The organism is Shewanella sp. CAL98-MNA-CIBAN-0140 (genome assembly GCF_040309905.1).
Taxonomy (GTDB): domain Bacteria; phylum Pseudomonadota; class Gammaproteobacteria; order Enterobacterales; family Shewanellaceae; genus Shewanella; species Shewanella psychromarinicola.
Map to the genome: position 1 here is coordinate 80,479 of NZ_JBEOPI010000014.1, position 26,264 is coordinate 106,742.

Annotated in this window: 23 protein-coding genes; 11 read left to right on the forward strand and 12 right to left on the reverse strand. The window is 41.6% G+C overall.

Going from position 1 to position 26,264, the window contains the following annotated elements; translation table 11 throughout:
* Positions 1 to 82 precede the first annotated feature (82 nt).
* A complete protein-coding gene (locus AAEY93_RS09400) occupies positions 83 to 1,216 on the forward strand; it encodes an endonuclease/exonuclease/phosphatase family protein (RefSeq protein ID WP_124012423.1) in 1,134 nt (377 codons plus the stop codon).
* Positions 1,217 to 1,473: 257 nt separating this feature from the next.
* On the opposite strand, the gene pepN is transcribed toward AAEY93_RS09400, so the two are convergent.
* From pepN to AAEY93_RS09430, 6 genes are all read right to left on the reverse strand, one after another.
* Positions 1,474 to 4,137 (reverse strand): aminopeptidase N, encoded by a 2,664-nt coding sequence (gene pepN, locus AAEY93_RS09405; protein ID WP_124012422.1) that lies wholly within the window; start codon positions 4,135 to 4,137, stop codon positions 1,474 to 1,476.
* 77 nt (positions 4,138 to 4,214) lie between these two features.
* The gene (lpoB, locus tag AAEY93_RS09410) at positions 4,215 to 4,808 is read right to left on the reverse strand and encodes a penicillin-binding protein activator LpoB (protein ID WP_198554786.1); all 594 of its coding nucleotides are present in this window, start codon (positions 4,806 to 4,808) and stop codon (positions 4,215 to 4,217) included.
* Between the two features lie 49 nt (positions 4,809 to 4,857).
* Positions 4,858 to 6,228 (reverse strand): COG3014 family protein, encoded by a 1,371-nt coding sequence (locus tag AAEY93_RS09415; protein ID WP_124012421.1) that lies wholly within the window; start codon positions 6,226 to 6,228, stop codon positions 4,858 to 4,860.
* Positions 6,222 to 6,734 carry a peptide deformylase gene (gene def / locus AAEY93_RS09420; RefSeq protein WP_124012420.1) on the reverse strand — a complete coding sequence of 171 codons (513 nt, stop codon included), beginning with the start codon at positions 6,732 to 6,734 and terminating at the stop codon, positions 6,222 to 6,224. The genes AAEY93_RS09415 and def overlap by 7 nt, the downstream gene beginning before the upstream one ends.
* Before the next feature lie 217 nt (positions 6,735 to 6,951).
* Positions 6,952 to 7,164 (reverse strand): SlyX family protein, encoded by a 213-nt coding sequence (locus tag AAEY93_RS09425; protein WP_101034224.1) that lies wholly within the window; start codon positions 7,162 to 7,164, stop codon positions 6,952 to 6,954.
* Between the two features lie 20 nt (positions 7,165 to 7,184).
* Entirely contained in the window at positions 7,185 to 8,156 is a 972-nt protein-coding gene (locus AAEY93_RS09430; protein ID WP_351076366.1) for a WD40 repeat domain-containing protein, read from the reverse strand.
* A 168-nt stretch (positions 8,157 to 8,324) separates the two neighbouring features.
* Between AAEY93_RS09430 and fkpA the strand changes: the two genes are divergently transcribed.
* Positions 8,325 to 9,077, forward strand: coding sequence for an FKBP-type peptidyl-prolyl cis-trans isomerase (gene fkpA, locus AAEY93_RS09435; protein WP_335686835.1), 753 nt, complete (start codon positions 8,325 to 8,327; stop codon positions 9,075 to 9,077).
* A 314-nt stretch (positions 9,078 to 9,391) separates the two neighbouring features.
* Here the strand turns inward: fkpA and AAEY93_RS09440 are convergent, their stop codons facing one another.
* Positions 9,392 to 10,357: a zinc transporter ZntB gene (locus AAEY93_RS09440; RefSeq protein ID WP_351076368.1), complete on the reverse strand. Its 966-nt coding sequence runs from the start codon at positions 10,355 to 10,357 to the stop codon at positions 9,392 to 9,394.
* A 200-nt stretch (positions 10,358 to 10,557) separates the two neighbouring features.
* Between AAEY93_RS09440 and AAEY93_RS09445 the strand changes: the two genes are divergently transcribed.
* On the forward strand, positions 10,558 to 10,929 hold the full coding sequence (locus AAEY93_RS09445) for a YacL family protein (RefSeq protein WP_101034228.1): 372 nt from the start codon (positions 10,558 to 10,560) through the stop codon (positions 10,927 to 10,929).
* Between the two features lie 54 nt (positions 10,930 to 10,983).
* Here AAEY93_RS09445 and AAEY93_RS09450 read toward each other — a convergent pair whose 3' ends face one another.
* Entirely contained in the window at positions 10,984 to 11,613 is a 630-nt protein-coding gene (locus AAEY93_RS09450) for a response regulator (protein ID WP_101034229.1), read from the reverse strand.
* The gene (gene narQ, locus AAEY93_RS09455; protein ID WP_351076372.1) at positions 11,606 to 13,321 is read right to left on the reverse strand and encodes a nitrate/nitrite two-component system sensor histidine kinase NarQ; all 1,716 of its coding nucleotides are present in this window, start codon (positions 13,319 to 13,321) and stop codon (positions 11,606 to 11,608) included. Before narQ ends, AAEY93_RS09450 begins: the two co-directional genes overlap by 8 nt.
* A gap of 283 nt (positions 13,322 to 13,604) precedes the next feature.
* Between narQ and nrfA the strand changes: the two genes are divergently transcribed.
* The 6 genes from nrfA to aroG all read left to right on the forward strand — a co-directional run bounded on the left by nrfA (position 13,605) and on the right by aroG (position 21,019).
* The gene (nrfA, locus tag AAEY93_RS09460) at positions 13,605 to 14,993 is read left to right on the forward strand and encodes an ammonia-forming nitrite reductase cytochrome c552 subunit (RefSeq protein WP_206191826.1); all 1,389 of its coding nucleotides are present in this window, start codon (positions 13,605 to 13,607) and stop codon (positions 14,991 to 14,993) included.
* A gap of 337 nt (positions 14,994 to 15,330) precedes the next feature.
* The gene (glnK, locus tag AAEY93_RS09465) at positions 15,331 to 15,669 is read left to right on the forward strand and encodes a P-II family nitrogen regulator (RefSeq protein ID WP_011636110.1); all 339 of its coding nucleotides are present in this window, start codon (positions 15,331 to 15,333) and stop codon (positions 15,667 to 15,669) included.
* 10 nt (positions 15,670 to 15,679) lie between these two features.
* The gene (locus AAEY93_RS09470; protein WP_124693468.1) at positions 15,680 to 16,930 is read left to right on the forward strand and encodes an ammonium transporter AmtB; all 1,251 of its coding nucleotides are present in this window, start codon (positions 15,680 to 15,682) and stop codon (positions 16,928 to 16,930) included.
* A 168-nt stretch (positions 16,931 to 17,098) separates the two neighbouring features.
* Positions 17,099 to 17,440 (forward strand): hypothetical protein, encoded by a 342-nt coding sequence (locus AAEY93_RS09475; RefSeq protein WP_233768651.1) that lies wholly within the window; start codon positions 17,099 to 17,101, stop codon positions 17,438 to 17,440.
* Between the two features lie 191 nt (positions 17,441 to 17,631).
* Positions 17,632 to 18,852, forward strand: a complete 1,221-nt coding sequence (locus AAEY93_RS09480; RefSeq protein ID WP_124012414.1) for a tetratricopeptide repeat protein — start codon at positions 17,632 to 17,634, stop codon at positions 18,850 to 18,852.
* Between the two features lie 1,111 nt (positions 18,853 to 19,963).
* Positions 19,964 to 21,019 carry a 3-deoxy-7-phosphoheptulonate synthase AroG gene (aroG, locus tag AAEY93_RS09485; protein WP_351076377.1) on the forward strand — a complete coding sequence of 352 codons (1,056 nt, stop codon included), beginning with the start codon at positions 19,964 to 19,966 and terminating at the stop codon, positions 21,017 to 21,019.
* Positions 21,020 to 21,061: 42 nt separating this feature from the next.
* On the opposite strand, the gene AAEY93_RS09490 is transcribed toward aroG, so the two are convergent.
* Positions 21,062 to 21,238 (reverse strand): hypothetical protein, encoded by a 177-nt coding sequence (locus AAEY93_RS09490; protein ID WP_101034235.1) that lies wholly within the window; start codon positions 21,236 to 21,238, stop codon positions 21,062 to 21,064.
* 351 nt (positions 21,239 to 21,589) lie between these two features.
* Between AAEY93_RS09490 and AAEY93_RS09495 the strand changes: the two genes are divergently transcribed.
* Positions 21,590 to 23,383, forward strand: a complete 1,794-nt coding sequence (locus AAEY93_RS09495; protein WP_101034236.1) for an ABCB family ABC transporter ATP-binding protein/permease — start codon at positions 21,590 to 21,592, stop codon at positions 23,381 to 23,383.
* Positions 23,384 to 23,941: 558 nt separating this feature from the next.
* Positions 23,942 to 24,157 carry a hypothetical protein gene (locus tag AAEY93_RS09500; protein WP_101034237.1) on the forward strand — a complete coding sequence of 72 codons (216 nt, stop codon included), beginning with the start codon at positions 23,942 to 23,944 and terminating at the stop codon, positions 24,155 to 24,157.
* Between the two features lie 253 nt (positions 24,158 to 24,410).
* Here AAEY93_RS09500 and AAEY93_RS09505 read toward each other — a convergent pair whose 3' ends face one another.
* Complete coding sequence (locus tag AAEY93_RS09505; RefSeq protein WP_101034238.1) at positions 24,411 to 24,602, reverse strand: hypothetical protein; 192 nt, start codon at positions 24,600 to 24,602, stop codon at positions 24,411 to 24,413.
* 148 nt (positions 24,603 to 24,750) lie between these two features.
* Positions 24,751 to 26,181 (reverse strand): FMN-binding glutamate synthase family protein, encoded by a 1,431-nt coding sequence (locus tag AAEY93_RS09510; RefSeq protein ID WP_351076382.1) that lies wholly within the window; start codon positions 26,179 to 26,181, stop codon positions 24,751 to 24,753.
* Between the last annotated feature and the right edge of the window lie 83 nt (positions 26,182 to 26,264).

The following is a 26,264-nucleotide window of genomic DNA, read 5'->3' on the forward strand; positions in this document are numbered from 1 at the left end:
TCACCAAATGAATGCCGTTATATTCGACAAATCAGAATGTTGCCAGTACCCTTAATGAAGGTTTTACTGGGAACAACATATTTTGCAAGTAAACAGCACATCATCCGCTCCATCACCCGGGCTTACATTCAGTGTGGTAAGCATCAATTTATTTAATTTTATTGAACCGCCTCATGCTTTCTACGACTTTGAAAATATCTATAGCGATAAACAGTGGCAAAAAAAGTGTGCTTGGTTAAGTGATTTTATTAACCAAAATCAACCTGATATTATTGCTTTTCAAGAGGTTTTTAGTCCTGACGCCTTAGCCAAACTGACTCAGTCGCTGGGTTATGAGCATTTTGTGGCGTTAGATTTACCTGAAGTGGTCAGTGACTATGTGTATCGCAGTCCTGTGGTGGCTATTGCATCAAAGTATCCTATTATCGATTCCGTCAATGTCACCCCAGATAAGCAATGGGTGAGCCAGTTAGGCTTAGCAGAGTCATTTAGTTTTAGTCGTAAACCGCTCAGAGCAACCATACAATTACCGATTTTTGGTCCATGTGATTGTTATGTTATTCATCTTAAGTCTAAACGAAGTGGCGTGAGTCGTGACGATATCAATGACAGTGGTTTACATGGCGGTGCAGATTTTGTTGCAAGGCAAGTGCTTGGGCGCTGGGCATCGAGTTTACAGCGAGGCAGTGAATCTGCATTGTTGTGCCATCAAATGCTGATGAGACGACAACAAAGTCAGCAACCTTTCATGTTAATGGGTGACTTTAATGACACCATGGGCAGTGAACTCTTAGCCGCGTTTAATCATCAATTGCGAGTGTATCGCAGTGACATTGAAGACCCCGGGCTGGCTAAGCTAGGCGAAACGTCATTGATGGCAGAATTACACCAAAGCAGTTTGTTTGACAGCTATGAGTTGTTTATTGCTGCAACCAAGTGTAATGCGACGTTGGCCCAAGATGAGTTTGAATCAAGCACATTAGTGGATGAGCAACCCCATCCTGCCAGACAGCCGACTCATTATTATGGCAACAGTGGATCTGTACTGGACTACATATTAGTGTCGAGTGAGTTTAATCCTACTCAGCAGCAAAACCTTGCTCATGTCATTGATTATCAAACCTTTGACCGACATCTGGTTCGGCCTGACTATGATCGGGATCGTGACAGTACCGATCATGCTCCTGTGATGATGAGCTTTCGCGTGCGTAATTAGTGGCTTGCAATAAGGATGATGACTGATGTGTTGTCAAACATCATGGTCAAATAAATGTGCTAAGAGCTAAGAGATAAAGATAATAACTATGAGTTGAGAGCTAAGTTCATCTAATCAAAGTAAAAAAAGCGCTGATGTTTATCAGCGCTTTTTTGGGTTTAAGGCAAATTATTCGCCATTGAAAAGGACAATAAGTTGGCAATAGTGACTTTACTCTCAACTCTGAATAAGAGAGGGGATAAATCGTTAAAAACGGATTACTTTAACGTTTGTTTTATCTTTATGCAGCGCTGCTCTTGTTGGCGGGTTTCGAGTAGCGCGCGTCTCGCTAATTGCGATAAGCCCGTTTGCGTATCTAAGGCGTAGCTAATCGCATCAATGTTCACTGAACTACAATCTGTCGGAATTAATTGCGCAGCAAAACTGCGCATAAATACTGGGCCTTTGTCGTCCATTAATGCCAAGTTGGCAAAGCGTTGATCTGCGGTTGCGGCACTGAATAGTTTTTGTTCTGCAGGGTAGAGATTGTTCATCGCGATACGAATTTTAGAGAAAGGCATGTTGTCATTATTTTCAATGGTGTTTAACCACTGACGTTTAAGCGATGACTGCGGGCGGATCACTTCAGCTGCAATCGCCGCTTTTTCACCTGAGTCAGATTGATCAAGATGTTTTTCCTGGGCGAGTAACGCCTTAGCGTCGCCATAATCATAACGGTTTAACTGTCTGATCATTGCCCAGCGTATGTCTTGATCTATGTTTAGACCTTTAATATGGCTCTTACTTTGCAGTAAAGATTGAATATGTTTTAACGCATCACCATGGCTAGATAAACTAATGTAAGCATCGAACCAACGGCGTTGGAAGTCGCGATTGCGGTAGCTTTCCATGCTCATACGCAGACTCATTTGGCTTAATGCTTTTGATATTCTGCTGTTGTAACTCCCATGCATTGGAGCCATGAGATCAAGGTAGTTTTTGGCTCGCTGCAGATTGCCAAGTACTTGACCTAAAATAGTGTAGTCTTTTTCCAGTGGGGCATTAATTAATGCGATATTGATGAACTGATCCAGTGATGTCTTACCATCAATTACGCTGTCCCACATACTTTGCCACAACATAGAACGTAATAGCGGATCGCTCACTTGGCCTAGAGACTGTTTGGCCGTGCTAAACGAACTAGAGTCTAGTTCCACTTTCACAAATCCCCAGTCTTGATAGTTTGGATAGACCAAATCTGGGCAAGCCTCGCCAATTAATGGCTCTACTTCGGTGTAGGCGCCTTTGTACGTAACGGCAATTGATTGTTGTTTTTCTAGGCCATATCTATTTTGAGTAAATAATCCAATTTGCACCCGTTGTTCGCGCAGTGTGGGGTGTTGGCTATTATCAGCGGTCTGCACTAAAGCAAACGAGTCAATTTGCTTGTCTTGGCAAGTGTATTGCGCCTTGATGGTATTGACGCCAGCGGCATACAACCATTCTTGAGTCCACTGACGCAGATCGCGGCCACTGGCCTTGGCTAGACTGTTGATAAAGTCATTGAGCTCAGCATTTTGGTAACTGTACTGTTGTAAATATTGGCTCACACCACGGCGGAAGGTTTCTTCACCGAGTAAATGACGCAATTGTTTGATGGTCGATGCGCCTTTTTGATACGTAATGGCATCAATGTTATCAAAGGCATTTTGGCTGGTGGCCACGGGCACTTCAATGGGGTGAGTGGTCACTAAGCTGTCTTGATGGTAAGCGGCTTGTTTACCAGAGGCGTAGAAGGTGCGCCATGCATGACTAAATTCGGTGGCTTCACTCGTTGCCAGCGTGCCCATAAAAGAAGCAAAGCTTTCATTTAACCATAAGCCATTCCACCATTTCATGGTCACTAGATCGCCAAACCATTGATGGGCCATTTCGTGCATGATAACGCCAGCTAAACGTTCTTTTTGCTCACCCGTCATTTTGGCATTAAATAAGAAACGGTCTTCAGAAAAGGTAATCGCGCCGGCGTTTTCCATCGCACCATAGAGAAAGTCTGGCACTAATACTTGATCGTATTTTTTAAACGGATAGGCAATGCCAAAATAGCGGTCAAAAAAGTCTAAACCTTGCTTGGTGTAGGTAAACCAATCTTGTGGGGTAACTTGGTTAGCAACAGATTGACGTGAAAACAGGCGCATGGGGTAACGGCCTGAATTGTCTTCCCACACATGGTACGGGCCGGCATGCATAGAGAAGTTATATGGGCTTAATTTGGGCGTAGCAGGGAAAGTCCATAAGTTGCTGTCGCCTTGGTCAACCACACTGGCTTCGCGCATGGCGCTGATCACTTGCCAGTCTTTTGGAGCATGCACATTAATTTGATAACTGGCTTTAAGATCCGGTTGATCAAATACTGCAAACATTTGTTGTGCCGCGGCCGGTTCAAAATGTGAGTACAAGTAAACTTTATCATCTACTGGGTCGACAAAACGATGTAGGCCTTCGCCATTGGTGCTGTGTTCACGGGTAAACTCAACTTCAATAGTGTTACTACCTTCATTCAATAAGCTTTGATTAAGGGTAATATAAGCACCATTGTAATTAGGATAGACCTTAATACCGTTAATAAAAAACTGCTTAATATTGACTTTATTGAGATCGAGTGTGAGTAATTTAGGTACGCTGCTTAAGTCAAAGTGGGCTATGGATTTGGCACTGAATTGGCTGTGTTCACTTAAAAAGAAGGTTAGTTCATATTGTACATTCGATACTAGGCTGGATCTGGCTTGTGCCTGCCCTTGGCTGATGTAGGCCGAACCATTCCGTTGTAATGATGAGGTAGTCGGTGAACTGCTGCAGCTGATAACGCTGGCACAACATAATGCGATGAGACTGGTTTTGATGACTAGTGAACGAAACAATTGGGTGGATAACAATTTCACGTTAGTGTTCCTAACTTATTATTAAATGTATGAAAAAGCCGACAACAATGTCGGCTTTAGTGCTATGTGGTGGCGTTTTACAAGCCTAAAAATGACTTTGATTTTACTTTACGAATTTCTTTTTCATCTGACCATTCAATGAGGCCTGTTTCAAGATCCATTAAGCGCATGGTCATTTTGTAATATACGTCTTTGGTGCTGCCATCTTGTTTAACGATGCTCGATAAGTTGCCATAAAGCATATACTGCGCGCCAATTTGGCGACCAAATTTAATCGCAGTTGATGGGTCTACCATGCCAGCATTGTTTTGATAATCAAGTTGTTTACGTACGGTATCAACCTTAGTCATATCAATAAAGCGGAACTTACCAGAGCGTAATAACTTGTTGCTAATGGTGTCGGTCACTGATTCTGTATCGATATGCTCAGAGGTTTTGTTTTTGATTTTATCCACAAACACAATTGGGCGGTTACTTTGTGTCATCACCACCACAGGAGGGAATGCCATCATACTGTCGACCATCTTAGCGGCAATGTTTTGCAGATCGGTTGAGCCAAAGTTTTCATTGACGGTTTCGACTTCAGTGGCGTCACCATACTCTACTTTTGATTGGCAGGCGGAAAGTGCCATCACTGCAGCTAATACAAATATCAGTTTCAAATTTTTCATAATAAATTCCATTGGTGATGAGTGACAGTTGATAAACGATTATCGTCCATCAGATGATTATCGAATAAAAACGGGTACGATTGCCAGTCTCGATGACCCAAATTAATGTTGATCGCTGTGGTTTTACCTCTATTTTTACACTTTGGCTGTTATTTAAGCGAATATTATAGTTGCCGGCATCAATAAATTGTCTGGCGATTTGTGCTTGGCGTGGCAAGGTTAACCAGCTTCTGCGATCGGCCTGTTCGGTTATTACATTAAAAAGTTGCATCACAATGGCGCCGGCGTCAATTGGATTATTGCCACCTTGACCACTGCTTTGGACACTTCGGTTCATTTGGTATTTAGCATAAACTCTTGCGGCTTGGCGAAACAGAGCCGCGGGTAAATCTTCTTTTAACGCATTAATGGCTAAAGCATCAATGTTAGCAATAGTTTGAGCGGTTAGTGGCGCACCTAAACCTTGAATTTGGCTGTTATTGACTAACTGACGTTGCGCTTGATAAGTCGCTAATGAGGCGGATTGTAAATTACCGTTGATGGGGAACGGTACTGTAATACTTTGTTTTTCTGGTACAAAATCACGTTCAACAATAAATACGACTTGTCCTTGCTCCGGTGTCGGTAAGACAGCATCTCCCCAGCGACGTTTAAATTCATCGTATTGAGGCATATTCAGTTGTTTGGCTAAACGGACTAAATCTTGTTGTAAAAAGACATTATCTGGGGTGATTTGGGCTGCTTTTCGATAATCAATAAACGCGTCGTTAGGTTCGCTAGCGAGTTCGTGTAATAACCCGGTGGTGTAATAACTGTAGGCGTTAAGAAACGAGCTGGTGACACTGCCAGCGTCCTTACTTAATTGCGCCATTTGCGAATTAATAGTGCCATTAGCCATATCTTGCACTGACTTTTGAGATTGTTGATAGCGAGCTTGTTCCATGCTTTGCAGTTCATTGCTGCGACGAACTTCCACTAATGCTCCTTGAGCATCGCCACTGAATAAATAATTAAGCGCCTGATATTGATGCAGCATGATGCGCTCATATCCCGGACCTCGATAAGGTATGGCATTATCATTTAATAAAATACTGCTGGCCCCTGCGCCGAGTTTACTGGCACTGACAGTGGCTTTATCGTCAAAGACTTGATAGGCGTCTATGGCTTGCTGGTAATAAGTCTTACTGCGGGTAAAGTCACCCGCTATTTGCATAATACGTCCAGATTCTTGGGCATAAAGTAAGCCATCATTGCCACTAATATTGCCGGCCAAATCGGTGATGTTTGCGGTTGGCGTCTCGCTACTGAGTTGCTGCTTGTATGACGCTATTTGCGACGGATAATTAACAAAGACACTGTTAAAGGCGCAACCGGACAGGCCAAAACAGAGGATCAACCAAGCACAGAATGTTCTTAACATTGTGTCACCTGTACCTGCGTTGCGATAAGGTTGACCCGTTCAAGTAAGGTAATGCCTTGTAAGTGGTCATATTCATGTTGAAAAATACGCGCCACAAAACCCGTTAATGTTTGTTGATATAACTGGCCATCAAGTGATTGATATTGAACCTCAATTTCACTATGTCGCCAAATAGATAACCGCTGACCTGGAATCGACAAGCAGCCTTCTATACCCGCTTCTGTTGCGGTAGACGCCGATAAAATTTGAGGATTTATTACCACAGTTGGGGCCATTAAGGGCGCATCGGGATAACGTTCGTTTGGATTTGATGCCATGATGAACATCGCCGCGCGACTGAACACTTGCGTTGCCGCAATACCGACCCCGTTTGCATTTTGCATAGTGCTGAGCATGCTGTCGGCTAAAGTGTGTAATGCTTGGTCAAAAACCGTCACGGGCTCAGCAATTTGAGTCAGTATTTCTTCGCCTGTGGTAGCAATGCTGAGTAATGGCTTTAGCTGCATAGGTGACGGCTATCCTTGTTGTTCGCGTTTAACGACGAGCTGCATTAATCTATCGTTTAAGATCGTTATTACTTGCAAATAGGTCATTCATACTTACTTATGATCCACTCGGTTTGATGACTGTCTATGCCACATTGGCTCAACATCAGCTTAAGATGATAGCCATCTATTAGCCTGAGTTATGCTAGCCTGAGTTATGCCGCTTCGCAGCAAGGCTTTAGTAATGCGGTGGCGGTGTTTCATCTACCTGAGACGCCATATTACTGGGCTCAATAGCATGTAGTTTATTAACCATTAATAGCATTTGCTGTTGCTGTCTGGCAACCAGTGCATTGAGTTTTATCACTTCTTGGTTTAACTCTTCAATGGTGATGTCTTGAAATGATAATCTCATTTCAAGATCATCAATCTTTTGTAAAACGCGATCCATGTTGACCTCTTATTGATTAATTAATGCTGCCAATACTCAACGAGACCTTGGCTGCTAATGCTGACTATTGATCCTGGTGCTATCATTGCGGCAGAGTATACTACAGCGCCTTTGTTTTGGGTGTTTTTACTCAGCTGAACTTGCCAACGTGAAAGTCGCTTGCCTGAGTTAATTTGCCATAAAAAAATTTCTCTTGATGGCGTGCCTGTCAGTAATTGCTGGTCATGATTAACAAAGCGAGCAGTTGAAAAGGTCATTTGGCGTCGGTTAATATCCAGATGACTGATTGGTTTACCTGTACCCGATTGCCATAGCGTTGCATTACCTGTGATATCGCTGGCAAAGCTGAGTGTTCCAGAATCATTAATCACCACTTTAGTGATACGAGAGGTTAACTGCCATTGCTGGATTGGTTGACCCGTTTGGGCTTGCCAAAGAAGCACTTTACCGTCATTACCGCCACTGAGTGCCTTATTACCATCGGCACTAATGGAGACACTATTGACTTTTTCTTGATGGCCCAAAAATTGGATTAGGCGCGCTTTTTCTGGTGACAATGACATCACTGAGCCATCGACTAAACCAACAAGTGTTTGGCCTGTATTGGCTATGGCGACGCTTTGTGCATAAGAGGGTAACGACCACCATCCCACGGAAGACCCATCGGTTAATCGCCATATTGCCAGCGAGTGACTGCTGATTGTCGCGGCATAGAGGTTATTAGCCGATATTGCGGTCTCAATGACGTTACTGGTATTTTTCTGCTGACCTTGCAGCCACTGATAGGACAGGGTTGAGGTGGTGAGATCCCATACTTGTACACCGTTGTGAGCCGTACTAACCAGGGCAATACTGGCATCATTAGATAGGCTTGCACTGTAACTGGCATCGGTAGTAATCACCTGTACTTTGGTGGCTGGAGGCTGGCATGCCGTTAATAGACCTGTTAGGACAAATATTGACCAAAAAAGCAGCATTGGAACGCGTATCATGAACTTGCTCCTTGAATTGTTGTCCTAAACATTGTCATATAAGGTTTGCCCAATGGTATAACCGTTTTAACTAGTATAGAGTGGCAAATAAACATGACCACTTAAACATCTCATTGATTGAATGTATTAAGGTTATTGTAACCACTAAAGGATGCTGAGGAAGCTTTAATGAAATCTATTTACAAATTATCGTTAGTTGCATTAGCCGTTGTAGGCCTTACTGCGTGTAATCAACCACAAGACGTTGCCCAAAAGAAAGTTGAGCTAACAACTGATGTTCAGAAAGAAGCATATAGTGTTGGTGGTTCAATCGGTAAATACATGTCGGGCCACATTAAAGAGCAAGAAGAATTAGGTTTTGCTGTTGACCGCACCATGGTGATTAAAGGCTTTAGCGATGGCTTAGGCGAAGAAATGCAGTTAACTGAAGAAGAAATGAAGACTGTATTAGAAAACCTAGACAAAAAATTAAACGACAAGCGTTTAGAGCAAGCAGAAACGTTAGCCGCTAAATCGATTGCTGAAGGCAAAAAGTTCTTAGAAGACAACAAAGCTAAAGAAGGTGTGACCACAACTGAATCTGGTTTGCAGTATGAAGTATTAGAAGCCGGTAGCGGCGACAAACCTGCAGCAGAAGACTCTGTTGAAGTGCACTACCGTGGTACATTAGTCGATGGTACCGAGTTTGATAGCTCTTATGCTCGCGGCGAAACGGCTAAATTCCCACTAAACCGTGTTATCCCTGGTTGGACTGAAGGTTTACAGTTAATGCCTGTAGGCGCTAAGTATAAGTTTGTTATCCCATCAGAATTAGCTTATGGCGAACGTGATACGGGCACTATTCCTGCTAATTCAACACTGGTTTTTGAAGTTGAATTAATCTCAGTAGAAAAAATGCCTGCAGCAACAGAAACCAAATAATATCATCTATGTTACCGTCACTCAGTGATTGAAATATGGATATCAAAAAGGACGCTCCGGCGTCCTTTTTTTGTTTACAATGTAGTGTGTTTAACCTTTGATCTTGGCTCAGGATAAATGATTCACTTAGCCTTTTGACATGACTCAACCTTAGGTGGTTTGCTACATTCGCTATACCGAGCTAATAATGGTATTGCCATTAGCTTGCTGCCCACCTTGTCGATCATCTTATAACGATCACCTGGCCTCATCCCGCGAGTGCTTCATTGCGGTTCCGTGGCGCGTTATGAATAAAAAGGGCGATGACTCACTGATCATAGCCATTTCAAGCGGTAGAATAAGTACATTTGCAAGCCAATCAGCGCAAACAACCCGCCACAGAATGCAGCAAAAGCCCAGTTAGATTCAGCCCCTGGAATGCCGCCAATATTGACGCCCAATAACCCAGTTAAAAACCCTAATGGTAAAAACACCGCCGAAATCAACGATAAAAAATACAGTCTTTGGTTCACTTGTTCTGATTGTTGCGATTGCAGTTCTTCTTGGGTGACACTGGCACGATCTCGTATCGCATCAAGGTCTTCAATGACCCGAATCAGGGTTTCGTGAATTTCTCGTAAGCGGACTTTGTCATTATGGTCAAACAGTTCACTGGCTTCTTGTAGCATACGATAAAATGCTTCACGCTGAGGTGCTAAGTAGCGTCTTAACACAACCGTTTGCCTGCGCAGCTCAGCAATGTCGGTACGCAAGGTTTTGTTCACTTGAGTGACAACCCGTTCTTCTAATTCATCAAGCTGTTCTTCAAGCTTGCCAATAAACTCCACTTTACGCTGCGTCAGCCGCTCACAAATGGCCATAATAAACGCCGCACTATCAATAGGGCCTTTGCCTTGAGTGATCTCATCAGCAACATCAATCACCGATTGTAATTGACGCTCGCAGGTCGAAATGATTTTGTATTCTTCTGCGTAAATCCTCACCGCAACCATGTCTTCAGGATCGGACCCGGGGTTTAAATTAACCCCACGCAATGCTAGTAATATACCTTTTTCTGAGCTTAATACTCGTGGACGAGTATCGGTTGCTAGTAGGGTATCCATCTCAACTCTATCCAAGCCAGAGTTGAGGAGCCATTGACGAGCTTTAGGTTCACGATAGCGAAGATGTAGCCACAAAAGCCCATCAGTGGGCTGCCATTGTGCTATTTGTTCAATGGTAAGTGACTGGCCAGCATTTGGCCCTGTAAGCAACAAACTGTATATAAAACCATTATTCATTATCAGAGACTCCATGTGATCACTATCGCAATAATTTACGCTACTTTTTAATCATGCCCAAGTTTTAAACGAGCTTGTAGAATGAAACTCTTTATTTATCGAGCATTTAACCATCAAATACACGATTTAATCAGTTAACGATCAGCAGAGTGGCCAATCATCGGTTAAAATAGAAAAAATGCTAATAAAAGAGTACTAGTATGGAATATCAGTTTCGTCGTAACCGCCTAGAAGGCAATTTCTTTGCTGAATTTAGTATGGATCACGAGGTGCTAGGCCGATGGTTTGCTGAACAACTCGGTGATGATAATCGCAAAGCTAATTATATTCTTAGCCAAATAGCGGCCATTAAAAAAGGGACTCTCACTCATTGGCGAGATATCAGTGGGGATTTAACCATCGACATCGACACTGAGCAGGTTAGAGTTTTTGCCAATGTGATTGATTTTGATGAAAAATACCAACTCGAAGATGCTATGAACTTATATGATGCCGAGTCTGAGTCTTATTGTGGTTTGGAAGACTTTGAGTCAGTACTGCAAAGTTGGTTAGCGTTTATTAACGATAAATAATAACAAAACCACATTGAAGTGGCCTTGTTGAGTATGAACTTGGTTGTTAACGCGCTAATTATTAAGGTAGCGTACAGCCATTTCAGTGCGTGATTTCGCATTCGCTTTACGCAGTAAATTCTTCACGTGAACTTTGACCGTCCCTTCGCTGATGTGTAAATCATCAGAGATCATTCGATTACTTTTACCTTCGGCTAGTTCCTGTAATATTTGCAATTCACGAGGGGTTAAGTTTTCTATCCAGCTATTATCGTCAATGGTGTTTTTTAACTCATAAATATAAGCCTCGACTTCATCACTAATGACTCTGTGACCCAGCATGGCTTTTTTAAGTTGCTCTAATAGTAAATCAGGCTCAGTGTCTTTGAGCAAATAACCATCAGCACCCGCGCGCAATAATCGAATGACATCTTGTTTTGCATCGGATACGGTTAAAATGACAATTCTTGCTGTCACTCCCTCTTGACGCATAGCGTTAAGAGTATCAAGGCCAGACATGCCTTTCATATTCAAATCGAGCAAAATAATATCGGGTTCATTTTCGGCTACGGCTGTAAGAGCTTCTATGCCTGTGCCTGTTTCACCAAAAAGCGAAAAGTCGCTGTCGGAGGTGATTAATTGGCAAATACCACGACGTAATAATGGATGATCATCGACAACAAGTACGGAATACGGCTTACCCATTTAAAGGCTCCTGTTGAGGGGGGAAACTCAGCGTGACAGTAGTGCCGCCAAGCGGATTACTATTGAACGAAACGATACCATTCAGTTTGTTGGCGCGTTCATGCATGATACCAATACCAAAATGTTGGTCTCGTTCTGCTAAATGTGTCACGCCAATACCATCATCACAAATTGAAATAGTAATCATGCCATTCTCAGTCAACTGACAATCTACCACTATATGGGCAGGCTTTGCGTGTTTTATTGCATTTAATGTCGCTTCACGAATTAATTGCAAGATATGAATGTGTTGTTTAGCTTCAAGTAAATGTGCGGATAGTGTGTAGTTCAACTGGATATCGATATTGGTTTGATGACGTAATTGATCCAACATAACTTCAATCGCTTGACTTAAATTAGGCTCTTTAATGGTTAACCTAAAGGTGGATAACAGCTCACGTAATTGTACATAAGCAGTACTGACACCTTCATTGATTTCCATCAACTGGCTTTCTACTTCAGGGCTACGACAACTATTACCAAGGCTTTTACGTAATAAACTGACTTGAATTTTCAAAAATGATAATAATTGCCCAATAGAATCATGTAATTCCCTTGCGATGACCGCTCGCTCTTCTAATAGCGCCAGTTGTTGGCGTTGCTCACTTGCATTATGGATGGTAATGGAGCGCGTTAACATCATGGCAAAGTTTTCAAACAATAATTGGTTTAATGGTCGGTTAGAAATGACATCTAAATAGCCCAACTGTGTCTTTTCTATCAATAGCGGAAAATGTACCGATTCAGCTTGCAACTCTTTCGGCCAACCGCCTTCTGCTTCAATGACATCTTCAGAGCCGTCATCATGTTCAACGATTAATCTGAGATAGGTTAAGTCTTCATAATATTTGAGTTGGTTGATTGCAGATTGCAATGCTTTATAGTCAAGTTTATCGGCATGTAGCATTACGAGGTTGTCGTATAAAAACTTTAACTCGTTATTTGCTCGGGTTAATGCCAAGGTTTTCTCCGTTACTTGGTCTTCTAAATCCTCATATAAGCTGGCTAATTCAGCCGCCGTTTTCTGCAATGCGTTACCTAGAGCCGTCAGCTCAATATAACCCGTTTTAGGCATTTCAACGTTGAAGTTACCTTTAGAAATCGTTGCGGCGCTGTCCATTAATAATTGCAACGGTTTAACAACGCGTTTACGAGTGAACACTACAGCAAAGAAAGCGATAACTAACAAAATAGATAAGCCGATAATCTGTCCAATAACCAATAGCTTAAGTTTAAAGGCCGCGAACTGTTCCATCTTAAATACTAAGGTGTTAATGGTGTCGACAAAGTCGGTCAATGAATTAGAGTAAAGCTGTGTATTCCCTTGTTCTATATAGACCTTCATTACTTGCCACTTGTCGATAACCACCAAGTATTGGTTTCTGAGTTCTTCAGGGCTATACCAAGCAAAGGAACGTTTAAGTGCTTCAGAGTTAAGTGTGTTTTCAAATTCAGTAATTTTTTTATCGGTATTATGACTGCCCGCATTGGTATACAACAAGAGCCGGTAACTTTGCATTCGCAGTGATCCCGAGGCATTAATCCCTTTGGCATCGCCTAAACTGAAGGTTAAATTGACGATAGAAAATACCGCTAAGCTTGATGACAACAAAATTAACATAAGCATTAAGCTTAAAATGGTGGAGGTAAGGCTGCCACGAGTAAACATAAAATCCTGTTGTTGATAGTGATTAGTGATTAAAAATAAGCCAAAAGTATTGTTTTATATCGTGTCCAATAGTGTGTTCTACATTAGGTATGGGTTGATAACATTAACAAGTTTACAAAACTGTGAAATACATCCTGTTTACATGTTGATCTGGCGCAAACTTTCATCGCTATACCCCATAAGGGGTATATTTAAAGTTGAATTAAATAGCTAACTTTGACCTTGGAGATGTCGTGATTATTAAATTAAATATAATGTAACACGGAGATAAAGGGTGATGAAGATGAATGTAAAATCAATTGCACTGGGTGCAGTGATTGCAGCCAGTTTTATGGCTGCAGGCGCAATGGCGAGTGATAAAACCGAACCGCGTAATGAGGTTTATAAAGATAAATTTTCAAAGCAATATGACAGCTGGCATGCTACTGAGGAAAGCAAAGAAGTTGTTGATATGTTAGAAAAAGTACCTAGCCTAGTTGTATTATGGGCAGGTTACGGCTTCGCTAAAGATTACAATGCACCACGTGGTCATATGTATGCGGTTACTGACGTAACTAACTCATTACGTACCGGTGCGCCAAAAAATGCTCAAGATGGTCCAATGCCAATGGCGTGTTGGAGCTGTAAAAGCCCTGATGTACCTCGGGTGATTGAAGAGCAAGGTGAAGATGGTTATTTCAGTGGTAAGTGGGCTAAAGGCGGTCCAGAAATAGTCAATGTGCTTGGTTGTGGCGATTGTCATGAAAAAGGTTCTTCAAAGTTACGCATGTCACGTCCATTTGCGGCTCGCGCAATGGATACATTGAATACGCCATTTGATAAAGCTTCTCGTAAAGACAAGCAATCAATGGTATGTGCTCAATGTCACGTAGAATACTATTTCGAGAAAACCGCAGAACGTCCTGGTTTCGTTAAATTCCCTTGGGATATGGGGACGACTGTTGAGCAAATGGAAGTGTATTACGACAGCATGGAATTCTCTGATTGGACCCATGCTGTGTCTAAAACTCCTATGCTAAAAGCACAACATCCTGGTTATGAAACTTGGAAAATGGGCGTGCACGGTCAAAATAACGTGAGTTGTATTGATTGTCATATGCCTAAAGTGACTAACGACAAAGGCCGCAAATTTACAGACCATAAAGTGGGTAACCCATTTGATCGCTTTGAAGAAACCTGTGCAACTTGTCACAGTCAAAGCAAAGAGTTTATGGTAAAGCAAGTTAATGAAAGCAAAAAGAAAGCACAAGACTTAAAAGCACGTGTTGAAACTCAATTAGTTAAAGCTCACTTTGAAGCTAAAGCTGCGTGGGATGCTGGTGCAACTGAAGTTGAAATGAAGCCAATCCTAATGGATATTCGTCATTCACAATGGCGTTGGGATTACGCAACTGCTTCTCATGGTGCATCAACTCATGCTCCTGCTGAAGTATTACGTATTTTAGGTACTTCATTGGATAAAGCGGCTGATGCTCGTGTTAAATTGGCTCAGCTACTAGGTGCTAAAGGTGTTAAGCAACCTATTGCATACCCTGACACTTCAACTAAAGCAAAAGCACAAGCCGCTTTAGGTATGAACATGAAAACCATGAATGCTGAAAAAGCTGAGTTTAAGAAAACACTGGTTCCTCAGTGGAAAGAAGAAGCTAAAAAGCGTGAAGCGACTTACTAATAAGTTTTACGGTGAGCATTAACACTCACCTCATGTAAAACCAGAAGCAATATAGCAAACAGCCCTCATTTGAGGGCTGTTTTTTTATGTGTTTGGCGTAGAAGTCGCAGATCAATCGATTGCTGTTATGTGCCATTAATGGTGGGGTAATAGTTGCACCAAAACAATGCGGCGCTGTTTTCTGTGCACTCGATTGGTGCTGTTCTGTTAACAAATAAAATACAAAATAAAATAAAAACCATATATAACAGACTGTTGAAAAAGTGGCCTAATGATTGAATTAACTCATTCAACAACAAAACAACAACCATTTTTTTTCACACTTTTGGAGGTCGAGATGAAACTCGTCAGCGCTATCATCAAGCCATTTAAATTGGATGATGTCCGTGAAGCTATTGCAGGCATGGGCATTGAGGGTATGACTGTAACTGAGGTAAAAGGCTTTGGACGTCAAAAGGGTCACACAGAACTTTATCGTGGGGCAGAGTATCAAGTAGACTTTTTACCAAAAGTAAAATTAGAAATTGCCACCAAGGATGAAAACTTGGACATGCTTATTGAAGCGATTACCAGTGCCGCTCATACCGGCAAAATTGGTGATGGTAAAATATTTGTAACTGATTTAGAACAAGCGATCCGTATCCGTACGGGTGAACTTGATAACGAAGCATTATAAGGGGGCGGTGATGGAAGAATTAACTCAATTAGGGCTGACGGTAACTGAATTACGTTTTGCACTAGATACATTTTATTTTCTTATTTCAGGCGCATTTGTGATGTGGATGGCAGCGGGTTTTGCCATGTTAGAAGCTGGCTTAGTTCGCTCAAAAAACACCACTGAAATTTTAACTAAAAACGTGTGCTTATACTCCATTGCGTGTGTCATGTTTCTATTAGTTGGCTATAACATTATGTATGTAAATAATGTTGAAGGTGGCTTTATTCCTTCTTTTGGCTCACTAATAGGCACGCAAGCTGAAGGTGCGGATCATGCTCTTGAATCTGACTTTTTCTTCCAAGTGGTGTTTGTTGCCACAGCAATGTCAATTGTGTCTGGTGCGGTTGCTGAGCGGATGAAGCTGTGGTCATTCCTTACTTTTTCAGTGGTAATGACCGCGGTTATTTATCCTGTTGAAGGGTATTGGACATGGGGCGGTGGCTTTCTCTCTGAAGCTGGCTTTGTTGATTTTGCTGGTAGTGGCATTGTGCATATGGCGGGTGCTGCCGCAGCCATCTCTGGTGTGTTGCTGCTTGGCGCTCGTAAAGGTAAATACGGTGAAGATGGTCAAATTCATCCAATCCCTGGTTCAAACTTGCCTATGGCTACCTTAGGTATGTTTATTTTATGGATGGGTTGGTTTGGCTTTAACGGTGGCTCGCAACTGTTAGTTTCAGATGCAGAAAACGCCAGTGCAGTTGCTAAAATCTTTGTCAACACCAACTCCGCTGCTGCATTTGGTGCCATCTCAGCACTTATCGTGTGTAAAGTGGTATGGGGTAAAGCAGACTTGACCATGATTTTAAACGGTGCGTTAGCCGGGTTAGTGGCGATTACCGCTGACCCATTATCGCCGTCATTGTTAATGGCAGGTGTGATTGGCTTGGTTGCTGGTGCTGTTGTTATCTTCTCGGTTATCGCTTTTGACCGTGTTAAAATTGACGACCCTGTTGGTGCTATCTCGGTGCACGGTGTTGCTGGTTTCCTAGGATTAATGCTGGTGCCATTATCAAATGCAGACGCGAGTTTTGGTAGCCAGCTATACGGGGCCGCGATTATCTTCGCTTGGGTATTCTCAGCATCTCTTGTTGTTTGGTTTGTGATTAAAATGACCATGGGTATCCGCGTAACAGAAGAAGAAGAGTATAACGGGATGGATGCTTCTGACTGTGGTGTAGATGCTTACCCTGAGTTTGTTAGTGTTAAAACCGCTGGTTAAGTGATTAATACGCTTTATTCGTATTATAAAACATAACCCTGGAACAGAATCCTAACATTAGGATTCTGTTTTTTTATGCACCAGAATAAAGAGGTTATCAAGCTTTGTTGGGGAAGCTGAGACAATGTGCTAGCGTTATGAGATAGCCATTTTGGGATAACAAGAGTGATGACATTATTAATGAAGCCATGGATGATTTGTCTGTTAGCTGGAGTCGTGTTATTAAGTGCCAATAGCTACTCTGGCACCGTTGTGGTGCGTCCGTCATCACAAGCCTTTGATGCATTTGCGGTTCGCGATTTGGTGTCACAACAGCATCAATGGCAAGAATTGTTAAGGCAGCAAGAGCAAATTAACATTTTGCAATCCTTACCCCTGGGTTGTGTCGCCGTGACGTTACCCTTTGACCACTTTAGCTGTGGCCTGCAATCTTATCGTCCCTACCAATACCAAGATAAACCCGTTTATATACAAATTGATCCGCCTATGAGTGATGGCCCATCTCAATAGTTAATCCCACTGGGATTAATAAAGGGGGCAAAGAGGGTAGAGTTCGAATACTTCAGCTGTTTGATAAGCGTTTATTATCCCAATAGCGGTTGGTTAATAAGTCGTTACAACCTTGTGACGGTTCTTTTTGACCGAGAGGTCATCTGTTGACTATACTTTTAGATAGCTTATTTCTATCTAAGGGCTGAATTATGTTCACTTATCACTCAAAAGGAATAGAGGTTGATCCCCCGTATTATGGTGATGACTTATTACCTGCGTGGGTTAATATCTTGTTTTTGTTTTTATTTTTTAGTTTGAGTGCCTGCCAATCAGCCCCGTCGTCGGTCAACAAAATTGATATTGATAACTTGTTTCATGATGAACTGTTCACACCTGTTGACGTTGTGACTGTTGACGATATTTATCGATTGCCAGAAAATTTTGTGACACAACTCAGGCGACAATTTCAAGCCGATAATACTATCCGTAGCCAAGGTGTGATGGCCAATGAGTGGTTGGCTCAGTATATCGGTGCACAAAATGGTGGCTTTGAATATCGAGACCATTTTACCCGCACAGCCGCTGAAACGGTACTCAGCCGCCAAGGTAACTGCATGTCTTTAGTTGTATTGTCGGCTGCGTTAGCGGATGTATTAAATGTGCCGGTTGAATTTCATGATATTGATGTTGAACCTATTTGGGATAGGCGCGGTGGTTTCTATTTAGTTAACGGTCATGTGAATTTAAGTTTGTTACCTCCGGTTAATAGCAACATTGTGCTATTTAGCAGATCTGAAATGCTAGTGGACTTTTTGCCTGAACGCTCTGTTCGTGCTTACCATAAAAAAAGAGTCAATAAGCATCAATTAACGGCAATGTTCTATAACAATATCGCCGCCGAAGCGTTGGTGAAAGCCGATTACGATTTGGCTTATGCGTTAGTTAAAAAAAGCATTCAGCTAGACCCTCAATTTGTTGCTGCGATTAATACACTGGCGGTTATCTATCGACATAAGGGCTATGAGGATGAGGCTGAAAATGTCTACCGCTCGGCGTTACACGTTAACGATCAAGATCTGTCGACACTGTATAACTTAGCGTTAATTTTAGGTGAACAAGGTCGTTTAGAGGAATGGCGTGAAGTGCATAAAGTACTTGAGTTAGCGAGAATTAATAATCCATTTTATTATTTTGACATGGCCCAACAAGCGTATTTTGATAAGCAATATCAAGATGCACTCGTATGGTATAAGCGCGCTGTTGAGAAAGCGGATTATCGGCACGAGTTTTATTTTGGTTTGTCTAGGGCTTATTGGGCAACGGGTGAGGAGCGACTCGCTGAGAAAAATCTTAAACGTGCATTGGCACTCAGTGACACCAATAATAAACAACGCTACCAAATTAAGCTGCAAGCAATGAAGCAGAACTAATGCTTTTTAGGGGCTTAATGATGTGGCTGAACATTATTTTTGTTATGCGAGTTCGAGTATTTTTAGGTCGCGATATGACTGCTTGGGTGACGTAATGGCATTATTAACTCGATTAGTCATGATGGGTTGATGACAGACAATGTTGGTTGGGCAGGGTTGAACAATGCGATTTTGCTCGGGGGTAAGGGGGTCGAGCTTTAATTTTAGTTTATGGCGATAATATTCAAATATCTGTTTTTCTAATATAATTTCATGTACGTAACGATTAAATAACCTCACCACTTGGCTTTGTGATCAGTGATTTCACTAATATGAGGATTGGCATTGCTCAAATCGTTAAACATATCGACTAAGTATTGTTTTCAGTTTTGAAACCCTAAAAAAGACAAAGCATTAAGATCGTTAATTTATTCAATATGGAAGTTAATGCTTGATAAGCAGAACCCGCTATTTTTGATATTCAATCAAGTTTTGGGTATCAAATAGTCATTTAATATTATCGGCATAAACTAAATCTTCCGATGCCCTGAACCCATGTTCCACTGTCACTCAACGAGTTAAATTCGACTAATGGGTGTTAACCTTCGTTAGGCTCAATGGAAGCGGCCACTGAGGGGTTGATGTCCATGGTAACTTGCTGAATGTAATGGGTGTTTTTAGTTTTTCAATCAGTGATTACCTTCTGGATAACGAGCTGAATATTAAATGGTTCATCTTGTTTGTGTTGAGTTGAATGAGGTTAATAACCAAGGTAAAGCATATTAATATCATGAGTGTGTCTTTTCATAATACTGCTGATTGGCAGTGTGATTGGCAGTGTGATTGGTTACTAAAAATCTATAAATAGGCTTATTTAATACTCAGTTTACATCGGGGTACTGTGTCTCATTCGCTATTACTTCCTATTACCGTATTGCCCGTGACTTGCTATAGCATCTGTTATCGGTATCGATGAATAATACTTGATTGATTTGTCGATAGATACTGGTTAAATTGGAGATTCATGTTCATTTTTTTCGATGGTTTTTGATCATTTTTAATGAATCGTATCATCTGATTTACCTTTTAATGGATCAGATAAATAAAATGTTTTGCCGGAGCTGTAACCACTATGCATTACCAAACTGACGATATTCGTATTGATGAAATAAAACAATTGCTTCCTCCTATTGCGATTCTAGAGCGATTTCCGGCAACCGAAAATGCATCAGCAACCGTTTTCAATGCACGCAACAGCATTCATAACATTTTAGCCCGTAAAGATGATCGTCTGTTGGTGGTGATTGGTCCTTGTTCAATCCATGATCCTGTTGCGGCTTTAGAATATGGTCAACGCTTGGTTAAGTTACGTGAACAGTATATAGATCAGCTTGAAATCGTGATGCGGGTGTATTTTGAAAAGCCGAGAACAACCGTGGGCTGGAAAGGCTTAATTAATGATCCGTATATGGATAATAGTTTTCAACTAAATGATGGCTTACGCACTGCGCGCAAATTATTAGTCGATTTAAATGACTCTGGAATACCAACCGCAGGTGAGTTTTTAGATATGATCACGCCTCAGTATGTGGCCGATATGATGTGTTGGGGCGCTATTGGGGCTCGCACCACTGAGTCGCAAGTACACCGAGAGCTATCATCGGGGCTGTCTTGTCCTGTTGGATTTAAAAATGGCACCGACGGCACCATTAAAGTGGCTATTGATGCGATAGGTGCAGCCAATGCTCCTCACCACTTTTTGTCGGTGACTAAGTTTGGTCATTCAGCGATTGTATCGACCAAAGGCAACCCCGATTGTCATATTATTCTTCGTGGTGGACGCGCCCCAAACTATAGTGCTGAGCATGTTTCAGAGATTGCTAATCAGCTGACTAAGTCAGGATTAGTTGATAATATTATGATTGATTTTAGCCATGCCAATAGCAGCAAAAATTATAAAAAACAGATGGTGGTAGCAAAGGATGTTGCCGGTCAAATATCTCAAGGTAATCAGGCTATATTTGGGGTTATGGTTGAAAGTCATTTAGTCGAAGGAAGCCAAGATTTAATTGAAGGCAGTGCATTGTGTTATGGACAAAGTGTTACAGATGCTTGTATCGGTTGGGATGACACCGAGTCGCTTTTAGCGACCCTAAATCAAAGTGTACTAGACCGTCGTCAAGCATAGTCTTTGGCAAAATCACTCAAAAAATAAGGCGCAATGAGCGCCTTATTTTTTTGTATATTCAACGAGATATTCATTAGCCTTTGCTAGATTACCAAAGGCCGAGATAAGATTATTACGGCCTTTGTCTTGCAGTTCAGGGTTATCAGATTCAATCATCATCCATACCCATGTTTGTATTAGTTGTAATGGAGGGTACTGAATTTTTGTGTTATCCAACATAAAGCATCCTTTAAGTTAGTAAATCTTTGTCTGTTAATCATCAAACAGGCCTTTATTTGTACTCGAAGAGTAGCAAATTATGCTCACAGAAATAACTCTATTTAGCTTAAAAAAGCACAAAAAAACACAAATAAACCCAAAAATTATATCTTTGACTAATAAAAATCTATTTTTAGTAAGCCTTAAGTATTACTAAACTTGACGTTAAAAAGGTTAACATCAATAAAATTTGATAATATCCATTCCATTATAATGTGACGTAAGTCTGATAAGGAAATGGCATATAATAAGACAATCAATGTTTACCATTCGTAACACTGCCAATAACAGCGGTAATTAACTGGAGTAAAGATGAGACCTTCTGCGTATTTTGAAGGCCCGGTAGGGACGTTAAATTGGCAAGTTCTACGATTGTTATGGCCATATTTATTAGAATTTAAAGGGCGAGTATTGCTGGCGATGATTTGCCTCATCGTTGCTAAAATAGCGAGTGTTGGATTGCCATTTATCCTTAAAGACTTAGTCGATACGCTCGATAAACAATCAGCGACGCAGCTAATCGCCGTCCCTGTTGGTTTGGTGTTAGCCTACGGTGCGGTTCGCTTGCTCAATGTCATTATTGGTGAGGTACGCGATACCTTATTTGGTCGGGTTACCGAACGTGCTATTCGTCGCCTTGGACGGTCGGTTTTTGAACATTTACATCGACTCGATCTTGATTTTCACTTAGATCGCCGTACCGGCGGCCTGTCGCGTGACATTGAACGTGGCACCAGTGGTGTCAGTTTTTTAATGCGCTTTATGGTGTTTAATATCGTTCCAACACTGCTTGAAATTGTCTTAGTTATTGGTATTTTCTTTTATAACTATGGCGCGAGTTTTGCGCTGATCACCTTCTTCTCTGTTGTGACCTACATTGGTTATTCCGTCGTGGCGACAGAATGGCGTACAGGTTATGTGCGCGATGCCGCTAGAGCCGACTCGCTGGCAAATACTCGTTCAGTGGATAGCTTATTAAATTATGAAACCGTAAAATATTTTAATAACGAAGAATTTGAGTCGCAACGATATGACTCTGCGCTTGAGCAATGGGAAGTGGCAAAGCGCAAAAACCGTTTATCGTTATTTGCGCTTAATGGTGGCCAAGCGTTAATTATTGCCGTTGCTATGACTGCCATGATGGGGTTGGCGGCCTACGAAGTGAGCCAAGATTCCATGACTATTGGCGATTTTGTATTAATTAATGCGTTTATGATGCAGTTATTTATTCCGTTAAATTTTTTAGGGTTTGTTTATCGTGAGATCCGCGGTGCATTAGCCAATATTGAACGCATGTTTGATATTTTAGCCAAACAACCACAAGTATTAGATCAGGTTGATGCGATAGAAATTAGCCCAACCATTGGAGCGATAAAGTTCACTGATGTGAGCTTTCATTACGATCAACGAGCCATTTTAAAAAGTGTCAGTTTTGAGGTGCCAGCAGGGAAAAAAATTGCCGTAGTGGGCGACAGTGGCGCAGGTAAATCCACTATCATTAAATTGTTATTTCGCTTTTATGATGTTGCCAGTGGTTCGATCACTATAGATGGTATTGATGTGCGTCAGTTTAGCCAGCAAGCTTTACGCAGAGCAATCGCAGTAGTACCGCAAGATACGGTATTATTTAACGATTCTATTTATGAGAATATTCGCTATGGCCGTGCAGATGCTTCCCGTGATGAGATTATCGCGGCGATTAAATTGGCTCATTTGAGCGACTTTATTGAATCATTGCCAGATAAAGGCAATACCAAGGTCGGTGAGCGTGGATTAAAGCTTTCCGGCGGCGAAAAACAACGTGTTGCTATTGCTCGTGCTGTGTTGAAAGGTGCGCCTATTTTAGTGTTTGATGAAGCCACGTCTTCATTAGACTCACGCTCAGAGCAAGCTATTTTAAGTGCCTTGCGAGATGCTGCAAAAGGTCACACAAGTTTAGTCGTAGCCCATCGTTTATCGACCATTATTGATGCAGACCAAATAGTCGTATTGAGTAAAGGTAATATTGTTGAGCATGGCACTCATACTAGTTTATTAGCTCAACAGGGGCTTTATGCTCGGCTTTGGCATATTCAAAATGAACAAGAAAATCTGGCGAAGGGCTAAGTGTCGATAAACATGTTTCTGCGTTATATAAACTAAAAGTGAGAGGATTAGATGCTAGTACGCTAGCGCGGCTAGATTCTATACCAGCTAAAAGCGAGAGGATTAGATGCGAATATGCTGTGCGGCTAATTCCGAGTACCTAGCCGACCGAAGGTCGCTCTAGCAGCCCTATTCCTAGAACGTTGAGCGCGGTCACTTCTTGATATGCTGGAGCCTACATTTCGAGGTCGTTTAGGTATATATGTTGATGTGGCGTAAAAACGGGCGTTTGGGTTTATCATTCTCTTACCATGAGTAAGAATTATCACCAGCGAAGTCGTTAAGTGGGGGCATAATTAAAAACCTCTTTATAGCGTAAGCACTCTATAATGGAACATTTTAACAGCGCTGAATGGTGTTAAAACCCTATTGTTAGATTTATGGCTAATGAATTTTTTGACGATAGTGATTAACGCAGTTAATCTATAGCCTTACTCGTGAGTTATTTATCTCAGATAACATTGTTTTTCAATCAACTGGATTTTATTAAAGGTGCAGATTCGTGTATGGAGATGACTTGTGCATAATATTGCGTTAATTGCGGCGCTAGAAGGCACCCGGCATCAAGTGACAACAGATTGGTTTGCTATTATGGCAATGCTAAAAACGCGTAACATGTCTGATGATGCAATTAAAATAGTGTACAACGATTTGTGTGCTGGTTTAAGGGTGACGACTCGTGGCGTGACGTTAGCTAAGGCGATGGATAGTGATCTCGATAAGAGTATTGTATAACCTAGCCAATTAAACAAAATGATGACACGCAGGACACACTTTTGTTGTTTGACTCGCTCTAATCAACTCATGCTGTTATATCGATTTGCACTGACTTATGATGCTAATGAATTGATATCAGTGTATCTTTTGGGATGCCATTATGGCTTTAATCGCTAACATTAGGATTTTTGGTCGATAAAGCACTTGGAAGAAGATCGGGATATAGTCAGTTATGTCTAAAATGACAAATTCGACTGTTGATTAAAAATGATTACTTTTTCTGCCAACTAATACACACCATTTTTATCAGTGCCGCTGGAGAAGGGTCTAGTGTTAAACGTTTAATTTTGCCTTGTTCAAAGCATACTAATTCTCCTTCGATTTCTGTCATTCGATTACAGTTTTTACAGCTTAAACTTAAGCTTTTTGCATTTAGATCTACTGCATTCGTTTTTATATTCAATACGAAACCCTCTGGACTGACGTCTCTTCAAATCACATTAAGACTGCTTATTGTGACTAATATCAAACATATTGTACACCTTTTCTCATTTTCGGCAAAGTAATCCGCGCACTAGAGCCCTGTAATTTACTGGGGTTCATGACCTACACTATTGCATATGTCGGTAATGTTTATCGAGAGTGACTGCGACCCCAGACGATTGCACAATACGAGCATGGTGGCGGGTTAAATATCTTGGATCTGTTACGCCGCATGAATGTGCGATCATGATTAAATCATAGTGTAAAAAATGATTATAGTTTGCGACACGTACCGATTTATCTTTAGGATCTAAGCCTTTTTGTAGTCGTGTATTATGAGTTGTAATGCCAGTGGGGCAAGTGTCTTTGTTACATTGCAGCGATTGAATACAGCCTAAGGCAAACATATTTCCACGGGCGGAAGCAATAAAATCGGCACCAGTGGCTAATGCCCATGCCACATATGAGGGTATGATCATTTTCCCCGTAGCAATAATTTTAATGCGTTGCTTAAAGCCGCGTTCATTCAGTAAATCAACCAGTAACGGTAAACTCTGTCGTAGTGGTAAGCCCACATTATCCATCAGAGCTTGTGGCGCTGCGCCTGTACCGCCATCGGAACTGTCTAAGGTAAAAAAGTCTGGTGCATGCTCAATACCACGGCGCTCAATTTCATCCAGGAATTCGGTTACCCAAGACATATCGCCTAACACAGCCTTAATTCCTGTTGGTTTGCCGGTAATACCTCTTACCTGATTTATCATATCGACAATGTCAGCTACGTTGTTTAATTCAATGTGTCCATTGGGGCTAATTGAGTCTTGTCCCGCTGGGATCCCGCGAATAATGGCAATTTCTTCAGTCACTTTTATGGCGGGTAAAATACCACCTTTACCGGGCTTAGCACCTTGGCTTAACTTAATTTCAAACATTTTGACTTCAGGATGCGCTGCAATTTCGGTGAGTTTTTGTGCGTCTAAATGGCCTTGAGCATTACGGACACCGTATTTAGCTGTGCCTATTTGAAATACTAAATCACAATGACCTTTTAGATGGTAAGGGCTTAATCCTCCCTCGCCAGTATTGAGCCAACAGCCTGCTTTTGCTGCGCCATGGGATAGTGCTGTAATCGCTGGACGAGACAATGCCCCAAAGCTCATTGCTGATATATGGCAAATTTTCTCGGTTATGTAAGGGTGATTACAATCGGGGCCAATGGTGACAGCGATGGTTTTATGGGTGTCATGATCATTGATGGGGAATGCTGAGTTCATGAACATTACTGCCCCCGGTTTATCTAAGATCTGAGTAGAACCAAACGCAATGGTGCGGTCAACATTTTTAGCGGCGCGATATACCCAACTGCGTTCGGCGCGATTAAATGGCAGCTCTTCGCGGTCTTGGGCAAAAAAGTATTGTCTAAAAAACTCGCCTTGTTTTTCTAGAATATACCTAAAACGGCCGATGACAGGGTAGTTATGCCGAATGGCTTGTTTAGTTTGCAGTTTATCAGCGATAAACATGTAAATTACCGCAATGAGCAAGAACCAGAATAACATTAATAAACATGCCTATGCAGTTGGCTCAGTAAGAATGTATTGGCGTGTGAATTATTGCCAAATTTAACAATCTGTTAGGTATT